The sequence below is a fragment of the Variovorax sp. W1I1 genome (genome assembly GCF_030815625.1).
Classification (GTDB): Bacteria; Pseudomonadota; Gammaproteobacteria; order Burkholderiales; family Burkholderiaceae_C; genus Variovorax; species Variovorax paradoxus_C.
This window is the reverse complement of record NZ_JAUSWZ010000001.1, coordinates 47,886-59,953: the sequence shown is the minus strand read 5'-3', so window position 1 is coordinate 59,953 and position 12,068 is coordinate 47,886. Positions and strand designations below refer to the sequence as shown.

Genomic DNA, 12,068 nt, shown 5'->3' with positions numbered 1-12,068 from the left:
ATCGTGATTGTCGATGAGTCGTGGCCGGTCAGGTCGCCCGGGTGGACTTGGCCGCCTTCTTGGCCTTCTCGGCCTTTGCCAGCGTGGCTCGGCCCTTTTTCTCATGTGCGCGCACTTCCGCGATGTTGGCCTGCAGTTCGGCCAACTGCGCCTCGAGCTGGGCACGGTGCGCGCCCAGCACGCCGAGAAACTTCTGCAGCTGCGGCACGGTGTCCCGCGGGCTGTCGTACATGTCCAGGATGTCCTTGGCCTCGGTGAGGCTCAGGCCCAGGCGCTTGGCACGCAGCGTGAGCGTGAGCCGCGCCCGGTCGCGCGCGCTATACACGCGCTGCAGGCCGGCCCGCTCGGGCGTGAGCAGGCCCATGTCCTCGTAGAAGCGGATCGCCCGCGTCGTGAGGTCGAACTCCTTGGCGAGCTCGCTGATGGTGAAGGTTGGCGTGGACATGCGGGATGAAAGGACGTTCCGGAAAGCGCCAGGAGGGGTGAGCCAGGGGTGTTATGGGGGCGACAGCAGGTTTTCGCCGCGCTCCCTACAATGGTGCCACCTACACATGACGTTTACGTAAACGTCAATCTTACATGAACCTCCTCGAACGCGAACTCCACTACACCCTGGGCGACACCCTGCCCGGGCCCGGCGAAGCCCTGGAAGTCGCGCCGGGCGTGCGCTGGATCCGCATGCGGCTGCCCTTTGCGCTGGACCACATCAACCTCTGGCTGCTGCGCGACACGATCGACGGCGTCGAAGGCTGGACGGTGGTCGACTGCTGCATCTCGCACGACGAGGCGCGCAAACAATGGGAGCAGATCTTCGAGACGCAGCTCGAAGGCCTGCCGATCCTGCGCGTGATCGTCACCCACATGCACCCCGACCACATCGGCCTGGCAGATTGGCTCTGCAAGCGATGGAACGCGCCGCTCTGGATCAGCGCCACCGACTACCACGTGGCTCGCGTGCTCAGCACCGCCGGCGACACGCTCGCGGGCGGCGATGCGGCGGCGGACTTCTTCGCCTCGCACGGCATGACCGACCCGGTGGGCATCGCCAAGATCCGCGCGCGCACCAACTACTACGCGAACATGGTGCCTTCGGTGCCCGACCGGTACGTGCGCATGATGGACGGCGACATCGTGACCATCGGCGGCCACGCGTGGCGCTGCATCAGCGGTTACGGCCACGCGCCCGAACACATCGCGCTGTACTGCGACGAGCAGAAGCTGCTCCTGGGCGGCGACATGATGCTGCCGCGCATCTCGACCAACGTGAGCGTGCACGCGGGCGAGCCCGAGGCGAATTCGCTGCGGCTCTTCCTGGACAGCATCGACAAGTTCAAGGCGCTGCCCGCCGACACGGTGGGCCTCCCATCGCATGGCAAGCCGTTCACCGGCATTCATCGCCGCGTCGATCAGTTGCAGGAGCATCACCGCGACCGGCTGGCCGAGCTGCTCGAAGCCTGCACTGCGCGCGCACTGACGGCGGCCGAGGGCCTGCCGATCCTCTTCAAGCGCGAACTCGACCTGCACCAGATCACCTTCGCGATGGGCGAGACGGTGGCGCACCTGCACCTCCTGTGGTTCTCGGGCCAGGTGAAGCGCGAACTGGGCAAGGACGGCGTCTACCGCTTCGGTCCCCGGGGCTAGGGATCTAGGGATTTAGACTCGGCGGATGGACACACTGGCCGAGCTGCGCGCGGGTCGGCTGGCAGGCGCCACCAGGCTCGATCTCTCGTGCGGACTCACCGAGTTCCCGCGCGAGATCTTCGACCTTGCCGATTCGCTCGAAACACTGAATCTCTCCGGGAATGCGCTCGATGCGCTGCCCGACGACCTGGGCCGCCTGCACAAGCTGCGGGTGCTGTTCTGCTCCGACAACCGCTTCACGACGCTGCCCGAATCCATCGGCCAGTGCCGTGGCATCGACATCGTCGGCTTCAAGGCCAACCGCATCGCGAAAGTGCCCGCCGCTGCGCTGCCGCCTTCGCTGCGCTGGCTGATCCTCACGGACAACCAGATCGAGGAAATGCCCGACACGCTCGGCCATTGCACGCGAATGCAGAAGCTGATGCTGGCGGGCAACCGGTTGAGCCGGCTGCCGGATTCGATGGCTGCGCTGCAGCGGCTCGAACTGCTGCGCGTCTCCGCGAACCGCTTCGAGGCCCTGCCTGAATGGCTGCTCTCCTTGCCGCGTCTTTCGTGGCTCGCCGCAGCCGGCAATCCGTTCGATACGCAAGCCGAGGACGCCGCGATGACCGCGCAGTCGGTGCCGCATGTCGATTGGCGCGATCTCACGCTCGGCAGGAAGCTCGGCGAAGGCGCATCGGGCGTGATCCATCAGGCGACGCTGAGGCCTTCGCAGCAGGACGTAGCCGTCAAGCTCTTCAAGGGCGCTGTCACCAGCGATGGCTGGCCGCACAGCGAAATGGCCGCCTGCATCGCGGCCGGCGCGCACCCGACGCTGATCGCCGCGCAGAGCCGGATCAACGGCCACCCCGATGGCACGGACGGCCTCGTGATGCCACTCGTGCCCCCCTCCTTCCGCACGCTGGCGGGACCACCGAGTCTCGCATCGTGCACACGCGACATCTATGCGGACGACGCGAAATGGACCGCCGATATCGCGCTGCGTGTCGCAAGCGACATCGCCTCCGCCATGCAGCACCTGCACGCACGCGGCATCCTCCATGGCGACCTCTACGCGCACAACATCCTGTGGAATGCGCAAGGCGGCGGCCGGCTCGGCGACTTCGGCGCGGGCTGGATGACGGGCTCGCTCGATGCCAGCCAAACCGCGGCCCTGCAGCGCCTGGAGATGCGCGCCTTCGGCTGCCTGCTCGAAGAACTGCTCGAACGCTGCACCGATGCGCCGCCCGCCGCCATGTCCGCATTGAAGGATCGCTGCATGCATCCCAACGTCGCCGCGCGCCCGTCGTTCGACGAGGCGCTGCGCGTGCTGCAACAGGAAGCCGCATCGTGAGCCGCCCCCGCCAGACGCCGCCGCTGCCCACGCGCGACGGCGTCGGCCCAAGTTGCGTCGGCCTGCCGTACGGATCCTGGCCCACCATCGCCGAGTTCCTCATCGAGCGCTTCCCCGCGATCACGCGCGACGCATGGCTGGAACGCATCGTGGCCGGCGACGTGATCGACGAGCACCGCATCCCCGTCACCATCGAGCGCCGCTACGAGTCGCCGCTGCGTGTTTATTACTACCGCACACTCGACGGCGAGGTTCACATCCCCTTCGAGGAGCAGGTGCTGTTCCAGGACGACGAGCTCGTCGTGGCCGACAAGCCCCCGTTCCTCCCCGTCACACCGACCGGCAAGTACCTGCAGGAAAGCCTGCTGGTGCGGCTCAAGCGCAAGCTGAACATCGACGACCTCGTGCCGCTGCACCGCATCGACCGCAGCACCTCCGGCCTCGTGCTGTTCTCGGTGCGCCGCGAGACGCGCGGCGCCTACCAGCAGATGTTTCCGGAGCGCCGCATCGCCAAGCATTACGAGGCGGTGGTGCCGTGGCAGGAAGGCGTCTCGACGGTGCCCGACATCTACCGCAGCCGCCTCGTGGACGACGAGCATTTCATGCGCATGCGCGAAGAGCCGGGCGAGCCCAACTCCGAGACGCGCATCGAGGTGCAAGAAGTACGAGGCGGCCGCGCGCTGCTGCGGCTCTCGCCCGTCACCGGCCGCAAGCACCAGCTGCGGGTGCATTGCCTCGCGCTCGGCATGCCGATCGAGAACGACCCGATCTACCCCGTGCTGTTGCCCGAGAACACCGATGACTTCGACAAGCCGCTGCAGCTCCTGGCCAAGTCGGTCACCTTCCAGGACCCGGTCACGGGCGACCAGCGCAGCTTCACCAGCCCCCGGAGCCTGTCGCTGGCACCAAGGTGACGCGGCGCGGGCGTTCCCGGCACTAAGCTCGTTTCCTGAAGTTCTTTCAATTCAGGAGACACCCGCACCATGGACACCACCCAACTCTTCTCGCTGAAGGGCCGCACCGCCTTGATCACCGGCGGCTCGCGAGGCATCGGCCGCATGATCGCCGAGGGCTTCCTCGCCCAAGGCGCGCGCGTGTACATCTCGGCACGCAAGGCCGCGGCCTGCGACCAGACCGCCAAGGAGCTCTCGGCCTTCGGCCACTGCGTCTCGCTGCCGGCGGACGTGTCCACGGTCGAAGGTGCACAGGCGCTGGTCGACGCGTATGCGAAGCATGAAGGCTCGCTCGACATCCTCGTCAACAACGCCGGTGCCGCCTGGGGCGCGCCGTACGCGGAGTTCCCCGAGAGCGGCTGGGACAAGGTGGTCGACCTGAACCTGAAGACGCCCTTCTTCCTGACCCAGGCGCTCACGCCGATGCTCAAGAAGGCCGCGACCGATCACCTGTCGAAGGTGATCAACATCGCCTCGATCGACGGCATCTCGGTGAACCCGCAGGAAACCTATTCGTACGCGGCCAGCAAGGCCGGCCTGATCCAGCTCACACGCCGGATGGCGCTGCGCCTCGCGCAAGACCGCATCGTGGTGAGCGCGATCGCGCCGGGCGCGTTCGCATCGGACATGAACAAGGATGCGCGCGACCACGGCGACGAGGTCAAGGGCCGCATTCCGGCGGGCCGCATCGGCACGCCGGAAGACATGGCCGGCGCCGCGATCTACCTTGCTTCGCGCGCGGGCGACTACGTGATGGGCTCCACGCTCGTCGTCGACGGCGGCGTGACACACGCGCGCTGAGCGCGTGCGCCGCGCGGGCGCCGGTCAGTGGTTGTCGCGCGGCACGCCGAAGGTGGCGTGGATCTTTTGATATTTCACCGCGGGCTTGAGCACCATGCCTTCGGAAAGCTCATCCACCACCGCGCGCTGAATCTCCTGCCACGGCGTCTGGCTCGGCGGGTACTGGTAGCCGCCGGCGGCCTCGAGCTTCTGGCGGCGCAGGGCCAACTCTTCGTCGGACACCAGCATGTTGGCGGTGCGCTTCTTCAGGTCGATGCGCACACGGTCGCCTGTCTTCAGCAATGCCAGTCCCCCACCGGTCGCAGCCTCGGGCGACGCGTTCAGGATCGATGGCGAGCCCGACGTTCCCGACTGCCGTCCATCGCCGATGCAAGGCAGCGCGGTGACGCCCTTCTTCAGCAGGTAGGCCGGTGCGCGCATGTTCACGACCTCGGCCGCGCCGGGGTAGCCGACCGGCCCGACGCCGCGCATGAACAGGATGCTGTGCGCATCGATCTTCATCTTCGGATCGTCGATGCGGCGGTGGTAGTCCTCGGGTCCGTCGAACACCACGGCCGTGCCTTCGAAGGCCATCGGGTCGGCCGGGTCCTCCAGGTAGCGGTTGTGGAACTCGGGCGTGATCACGCTGGTCTTCATGATCGCGGAGTCGAAGAGGTTGCCGCTGAAATCGAGGAAACCGGCGTTCTTCATCATCGGCTTGGCGTACGGGAAGATCACCTTCCGGTCTTCGGTGAAGCGGCCTTCGCAGTTCTCGATGATCGTCTTGCCGTTGACGGTGAGCGCGGGCTGGATCTTGCCCTTGGCGATCAGCTCGGCCACCACCGCTGGCACGCCGCCCGCGCGGTAGTAGTCCTCGCCGAGGTACTCGCCCGCGGGTTGCAGGTTGACCAGCAGCGGAATCTTGTAGCCGTGCTTTTCCCAGTCGCCGGTGGTCAGCGGCACGCCGATGTGGCGCGCGATGGCGTTCAGGTGAATCGGCGCATTGGTCGAGCCCCCGATGGCCGAGTTCACGACGATCGCGTTCTCGAACGCGGCGCGTGTCAGGATGTCCGAGGGCTTGAGGTTCTCGCGCACCATCTCGACGATGCGCTTGCCGGTCATGTAGGCCATTTCCTGGCGGTCGCGGTACGGCGCGGGAATGGCTGCGCTGCCGGGCAGCGTCATGCCGAGCGCCTCGGCCAGCGAGTTCATCGTGGAGGCCGTGCCCATGGTGTTGCAGTGGCCGGTCGATGGCGCCGACGACGCCACCAGCTTCAGGAAACCGGTCTCGTCGATCTCGCCCGCGGCCAGCAGCTCGCGCGCCTTCCAGACGATGGTGCCCGAGCCCGTGCGCTCGCCCTTGTACCAGCCGTTGAGCATCGGCCCGGAGTTCAGCGCAATGGCCGGGATGTCTACCGTAGCCGCGGCCATCAATTGCGCCGGCGTGGTCTTGTCGCAGCCGGTGGTCAGCACCACGCCGTCGAGCGGGTACCCGTACAGAATTTCGACCAGCGAGAGGTACTGCAGGTTGCGGTCGAGCGAGGCGGTCGGGCGCTTGCAGGTCTCCTGGATCGGATGGATCGGAAACTCGAACGCGATGCCGCCCGCATCGCGGATGCCCTCGCGCACGCGCTCGGCCAGCACGAGGTGATGCCGGTTGCAGGGTGCGATGTCGGAGCCCGTCTGCGCGATGCCGATGATCGGGCGGCCCGATTGCAGTTCGTCGAGGCCGAGCCCGAAGTTCATGGTGCGCTCGATGTAGAGCGCCGTCATGTCGGTGTTGGCCGGGTTGTCGAACCATTCCTGCGAGCGCAGCTTGAGCGCACCCGAAGATTTCTTCGAGGCGCTGCTCTTCGGCTTGGACGTGGACGTGGGCGCGGGGCTTTTCTTCTTGCTCATCAGGACATTCCCTTCAGTGTTTCTGCCGCATTCGGAAGCGCGGCGCAATCGGCGATGTATTGGCGAATGATGTCTGCGAAATTCTCGTGCGGATGCAGGCCGAGCCGCGCCGCGCGTTCGGCCGTGGCGCCGGCGGGCCAGTTGGCCACGATGCCGGCGATGCGCTCGTCGCGCTCGAAGCGCACCAGCGCGCGCACCTTGGGGCCGGCCACTTCTTCGAGTGCATCGAGCATGTCGCTCACGCGCACGTTGAGCGCCGGCAGGTTGAGTGCGGCGCGCCCGCCGAAGGCTTCGCGGCTGGCTTCGTAGACGGCGATGAGGCCATCGACCGTGTGCGCCGGCGAGGTCATCGGATGCGACACGTCGGACGACACCGGGCAGACCGATTCCACGCCCGCCAGCGGCTCGCGGATGATGCCGCTGAAGAACGACGAGGCGGCGCCGTTCGGGCGGCCCGGCCGCACGGTGACGGTCATCAGCCGCGCTGCGCGGCCGTCGATGTAGCCCTTGCGCGTGTAGTCGGAAATGAGGTGCTCGCAGACCAGCTTCTGCGTACCGTAGGAGGTCTGCGGCAGCGGCAATGTGTCGTCGGCCACCAGCTTGGGCAGCGGCACCGAGGGGTCGGGCCCGAACACCGCGACCGAGCTGGAGAACACCAGCCGCGCCACCTTGCCACCCGCGCCGACATTCGCGCGCAGCGCATCGAGCAGTGCGCGCGTGCTGTCGAGGTTGGAGCGCAGGCCCAGTTCGAAGTCGGCCTCGCATTCGCCGGACACGGCCGAGGCGAGATGGAACACGCCGTCGAAGGCTTCGGTCTTCAGCGCGTCTGTCTGCGCGAGCAGCGGGCCGGTGCGGGCCTCGACGCGCGCATCGGCCAGCAGGTCGGCGGGCGGCGGCGCGATGTCGGTCAGCACCAGCCGCTCGATGCGCTGGCCAGCCAGCGTGCCGCGCGCGAACAGCGCACGCGCAAGTCGGGAGCCGACGAAGCCGCCGCCTCCGGTGATCAACAGTTTCATGGGGTGTCCCTTTTGGTCCTCTTGGTGGTGCTGGTGGTGTTGGTTGTGCCGGTCGCGCGTTTTGGTGTGGCAACCGGTGCGGCGGTACGCAATGCGCGCGCCGCCGCGCGACGGCGCTGGCCGGTAATGACTCCGCCTTCGACGAGCCGCTGCTCGCCGCGGATCAGATGCTGCGTGGCGTGATGGCGCGCGGCCACGGGGTCGCGCGCCGCGATGGCTTCGACGATGGCGCGGTGCTCGTTCTGCACCGCCTCCATGAAGTCGAGCCGCCGCGCCTCGTTGCCGCGCGTGATGCGCATGCCTTCGCGCAGGTACTGCTCGAGAAAGCCGAGCAGCAAACGGAATTGCGGATTGCCGGTGGCTTCGCCGATCACGCGGTGGAAGGCGAGGTCTTCAGCGACGCCGTCCTGCCCTGCCGCGGCGGCGGTGTCGATGGCCTTCAGCGCGCGCCGCAGCGCCGCGATCTGGCTGCGCGTCGCGCGCTTGGCGGCGAGCGCGGCGATCTCTCCTTCGAGCACGCGGCGCACCTCGACCACATCGACGACGGATTGCACCGACTCGAGCACGGCCGGATCGAAAGCGAGGGGACGGTTGAGCGGCGCCTGCGCCACGAAGCATCCGAGGCCCTGCCGCGAAGTGACCAGCGCCTGCGACTTGAGCTGGTGCACCGCCTCGCGCACCACGGTGCGCGAAACGCCGTGCGAGGCCGCGAGCTGTTGTTCGGTGGGAAGACGATCGCCGGGCCGCAGCGCGCCCGATTCGATCTGCGCCGCCAGCCGGGATGCGAGGCGGTCGGACAGGCGATCCGTGACCAGGGGAAAGGGTTCTGAGAGGGCGGAGGCCTGCACGACTGCGGAAAAGTGGAGCGCTGTTATCGGGTCATCATACAAGTCAACCGGGATTTTCTCGTACCGGTTTGCCCTGATACCGGTTTCAAAAACGAGTGCCGATACTGCGCGGGCTGCGATGCGGAGGTCTCCGTGTCGCTCGGCTCCCTTCCCGCGATTTGTCAGGACTCCTTGCATGGCCAGTGTCACGATTCAGGCGGTCAAGAAGCGATTCGGCGAAGTCGCCATCCTTCACGGGGTGGACATCGACATTGCCGACGGTTCGTTCACGGTGCTGGTGGGCCCCTCGGGCTGCGGCAAGTCGACCTTGCTGCGCATGATCGCGGGGCTGGAGGAGATTCACGGCGGCGAGATCCGCATCGGCGATCGCCGCGTGAACGACCTGCCGCCCAAGGAACGCGACATCGCGATGGTGTTCCAGAACTACGCGCTCTATCCGCACATGACAGTGCGCGACAACATGGCCTTCGCCCTCTCGCTCGCCAAGATGGACAAGGCCACCATCGACAGCAAGGTGCAGCGCGCGGCCGAGATCCTTGCGCTCGCGCCGCTGCTCGAACGCTATCCACGCCAGCTCTCGGGCGGGCAGCGCCAGCGCGTGGCGATGGGGCGCGCGATCGTGCGCGATCCGCAGGTTTTTCTCTTCGACGAACCGCTGTCGAACCTCGACGCCAAGCTGCGCGTGGCGATGCGCAGCGAGATCAAGGAACTGCACCAGCGCCTGAAGACCACGTCGATCTACGTCACGCACGACCAGATCGAGGCCATGACCATGGGCGACAAGATCGTGGTGATGCGCGACGGCCGCATCGAGCAGACCGGCAGCCCGCTGGACCTGTACGACCATCCGGCGAACCAGTTCGTCGCGGGCTTCATCGGCTCGCCGGCCATGAACTTCCTGCCCGGCACGCTGCGGCGCGCGGGCGGTGCCGCGCATGTCGAACTGCCCGACGGCACGCGGCTCGATGCGCCCCTTCACGCAGGCGGCACCGATGGCCAGCCGGTCGTGTACGGCACGCGCCCCGAGCACCTGACGCTCGGCGACAGCGGCGGCATTCCGTCGCGCGTGGTGGTGATGGAGCCGACCGGCATGGACACCTTCGTCGCCTGCCGGCATGAAGGCGCCGAGCTCTCGGCCGTGTTCCGCGAGCGCTACGACTTCGCGCCGGGCAGCACGATCCATCTCTTGCCCGACCTTGCGCGCGCCCACCTGTTCGATGCCGAAAGCGGCCTGCGCCTGGTCGCCTGATTTCTCGCCTTGTTCGCCTTGTCTTTGGTTCACACCGGTCCGTTTACAACGAAGGAGACAGCTCATGAGTGATTTCAATCGCCGCAGGTTTCTCGAGGGTTCGGCCGGCGTTGCCGCTGCCGCCACTGTCGGCACGGGCAGCGCCCTGTTCGCACCGTTCGCGCAGGCGCAGAACCTGACGTTCAAGCCCGAGAAGGGCGCCAAGCTGCGCGTGCTGCGATGGAGCCGCTTCGTGCAGGGCGACATCGATGCCTACATGGCCAACGTCAAGAAGTTCACCGAGGCCACCGGCGTCGAAGTGCGCGTGGACAACGAAGGCTGGGAAGACGTGCGCCCGAAGGCCGCTGTGGCCGCCAACACCGGCGCGGGCCCCGACATCATCCTGTCGACCAACGACGACGCCAACCTCTACCCCGACAAGCTGCTCGACGTGACCGACCTCGCCGAATACCTCGGCAAGAAATACGGCGGCTGGTATCCGGCCGGCGAAGCCTTCATGCGCCCCGACGGCAAGAAGTGGCTGGGCCTGCCGCTGGGCGCCTCGGGCTCGCTCATCGTGTACCGCGAGAGCATGGTCAAGGCCGCGGGCTTCGCGACCTTCCCCAAGACCACCGACGACTTCCTCAAGCTCTACAAGGCGCTGAAGGAAAAGGGCACGCCCGGCGGCATGGCGCTGGGCAACGCGACCGGCGACAGCACCTGGTGCAACTGGCTCATCTGGTCGCACGGCGGCAAGTTGGTCGACAAGAACAACAAGGTGGTCATCGACAGCCCCGAGACGCTCAAGGCGCTGGAGTACGGCAAGGAGCTCTACGCCAACTTCATTCCCGGCACGCTCTCTTGGCTCGACCCGAACAACAACAAGGCTTTTCTCGACGGGCAGATCAGCGTCACCAACAACGGCATCTCGGTCTACTACGCAGCCAAGAATTCGGCCGACCCCAAGATCAAGGAAATGGCCGCGGACATCAACCACGCGGTGTTCCCCATCGGCCCGGTCGGCGTGCCGACGGAGTCGCACCTGTTCTTCAACCAGATGGTCATGAAGTACACGAAATTCCCGCAGGCGGCCAAGGAGTTCCTGCGCTTCATGATGGAGAAGGAACAATTCGACCCATGGCTGCAAGGCGGCGGCGGCTACGTGGCGCAGCCCCTGCGCTTCTACGAGAACAGCGCGATCTGGACCTCGGACCCGAAGAACATGCCCTACCGCGACTCGGTGAAGAACCTGCGTCCGGGCGGCTACGACGGCAAGCTGGGCTACGCGTCGGCGGGCGCCGCGGCGGACTTCATCATCCCGAACATGGTGGCCGAGGCCGCGAGCGGATCGAAGACGCCGAAGGAAGCAGCCGAGCGCGCGCAGAAGCGTGCCGAGCGCTACTACAAGGTCTGACAAGGTCTGATCGATCCACCTCCAAGCCGTCCATCCCATGACACTTTTGGCCAGGTTCCAGAACAGCCGCAACGCGCTTGGCATCGCGTTCATGCTCCCCGCGGCGGTGCTGCTGTTGCTGTTCCTGACCTACCCGTTGGGGCTGGGCACCTACCTCGGCTTCACCGACGCCAAGGTGGGCCGCGCGGGCCAGTGGATCGGCCTGGAGAACTACGAGTACCTGTGGGGCGATGCCGTGACGCGGCTCGCACTCTTCAACACGCTCTTCTACACAACGGTGGCGAGCGTGTTCAAGTTCTTCCTGGGCCTGTGGCTCGCGATCTTGCTGAACCGCAACATCCGCTTCAAGACCTTCTTCCGCGCGGTGATCCTGCTGCCGTACATCGTGCCGACGGCCCTCTCGGCGATCGCGTTCTGGTGGATCTACGACTCCCAGTTCTCCATCATCAGCTGGGCGCTGGTGAAGATGGGGCTCATCGACCAGTACATCGACTTCCTCGGTTCCGAGTGGAACGCGCGCATCGCGGTGATCATCGCCAACGTGTGGCGCGGCGTGCCCTTCGTGGCGATCACGCTGCTCGCGGGCCTGCAGACGATCTCGCCCTCTTATTACGAAGCCTCCGCCATCGACGGCGCGACGCCGTGGCAGCAGTTCCGCCACGTGACGATGCCCCTGCTCACGCCGATCATCGCGGTGGTCATGACCTTCTCGGTGCTGTTCACCTTCACCGACTTCCAGCTGATCTACGTCATCACCCGAGGCGGCCCGCTCAATGCCACGCACCTGATGGCGACGCTGTCGTTCCAGCGCGCGATTTCCGGCGGTGCGCTCGGCGAAGGCGCGGCCATTGCCATCGCGATGGTGCCGTTCCTGCTGGCGTGCGTGATGTTCAGCTTCTTCGGCCTGCAGCGCCGCGCGTGGCAGCAGGGCGGTTCGGACAAATGAAGGACTTCCA

At 66.6% G+C, this 12,068-nt stretch carries 11 protein-coding genes; 7 read left to right on the top strand and 4 right to left on the bottom strand.

Features of this window, described 5'->3' with window-relative positions:
• Nucleotides 1-28: 28 nt before the first annotated feature.
• Nucleotides 29-445: a MerR family DNA-binding transcriptional regulator gene (locus QFZ83_RS00275; RefSeq protein WP_013543734.1), complete on the bottom strand. Its 417-nt coding sequence runs from the start codon at nt 443-445 to the stop codon at nt 29-31.
• A 134-nt stretch (nt 446-579) separates the two neighbouring features.
• On the opposite strand from QFZ83_RS00275, the gene QFZ83_RS00270 reads away from it, so the two are divergent.
• From QFZ83_RS00270 to QFZ83_RS00255, 4 genes are all read left to right on the top strand, one after another.
• On the top strand, nt 580-1,641 hold the full coding sequence (locus tag QFZ83_RS00270) for an MBL fold metallo-hydrolase (RefSeq protein WP_307501287.1): 1,062 nt from the start codon (nt 580-582) through the stop codon (nt 1,639-1,641).
• A gap of 25 nt (nt 1,642-1,666) precedes the next feature.
• Nucleotides 1,667-2,974, top strand: a complete 1,308-nt coding sequence (locus QFZ83_RS00265; RefSeq protein WP_307501285.1) for a leucine-rich repeat-containing protein kinase family protein — start codon at nt 1,667-1,669, stop codon at nt 2,972-2,974.
• Nucleotides 2,971-3,888, top strand: coding sequence for a pseudouridine synthase (locus QFZ83_RS00260; RefSeq protein ID WP_307501282.1), 918 nt, complete (start codon nt 2,971-2,973; stop codon nt 3,886-3,888). The genes QFZ83_RS00265 and QFZ83_RS00260 overlap by 4 nt, the downstream gene beginning before the upstream one ends.
• A 69-nt stretch (nt 3,889-3,957) precedes the next feature.
• A complete protein-coding gene (locus QFZ83_RS00255) occupies nt 3,958-4,728 on the top strand; it encodes an SDR family oxidoreductase (RefSeq protein WP_257864927.1) in 771 nt (256 codons plus the stop codon).
• 24 nt (nt 4,729-4,752) lie between these two features.
• On the opposite strand, the gene QFZ83_RS00250 is transcribed toward QFZ83_RS00255, so the two are convergent.
• Genes QFZ83_RS00250 through QFZ83_RS00240 form a run of 3 tightly spaced genes read right to left on the bottom strand, consistent with a single transcriptional unit; the run spans nt 4,753 to nt 8,470 of the window.
• Nucleotides 4,753-6,606, bottom strand: a complete 1,854-nt coding sequence (locus QFZ83_RS00250; RefSeq protein ID WP_013543739.1) for an IlvD/Edd family dehydratase — start codon at nt 6,604-6,606, stop codon at nt 4,753-4,755.
• Nucleotides 6,606-7,622: a D-erythronate dehydrogenase gene (gene denD / locus QFZ83_RS00245; protein WP_307501277.1), complete on the bottom strand. Its 1,017-nt coding sequence runs from the start codon at nt 7,620-7,622 to the stop codon at nt 6,606-6,608. The genes QFZ83_RS00250 and denD overlap by 1 nt, the downstream gene beginning before the upstream one ends.
• Nucleotides 7,619-8,470, bottom strand: a complete 852-nt coding sequence (locus tag QFZ83_RS00240; RefSeq protein ID WP_306881407.1) for a FadR/GntR family transcriptional regulator — start codon at nt 8,468-8,470, stop codon at nt 7,619-7,621. Before QFZ83_RS00240 ends, denD begins: the two co-directional genes overlap by 4 nt.
• A gap of 175 nt (nt 8,471-8,645) precedes the next feature.
• On the opposite strand from QFZ83_RS00240, the gene QFZ83_RS00235 reads away from it, so the two are divergent.
• The 3 genes from QFZ83_RS00235 to QFZ83_RS00225 all read left to right on the top strand — a co-directional run bounded on the left by QFZ83_RS00235 (nt 8,646) and on the right by QFZ83_RS00225 (nt 12,058).
• On the top strand, nt 8,646-9,719 hold the full coding sequence (locus QFZ83_RS00235) for an ABC transporter ATP-binding protein (protein WP_307501274.1): 1,074 nt from the start codon (nt 8,646-8,648) through the stop codon (nt 9,717-9,719).
• 64 nt (nt 9,720-9,783) lie between these two features.
• Nucleotides 9,784-11,112 (top strand): ABC transporter substrate-binding protein, encoded by a 1,329-nt coding sequence (locus QFZ83_RS00230; protein WP_013543743.1) that lies wholly within the window; start codon nt 9,784-9,786, stop codon nt 11,110-11,112.
• A gap of 37 nt (nt 11,113-11,149) precedes the next feature.
• Nucleotides 11,150-12,058 (top strand): carbohydrate ABC transporter permease, encoded by a 909-nt coding sequence (locus tag QFZ83_RS00225; RefSeq protein WP_042582882.1) that lies wholly within the window; start codon nt 11,150-11,152, stop codon nt 12,056-12,058.
• Nucleotides 12,059-12,068 lie beyond the last annotated feature (10 nt).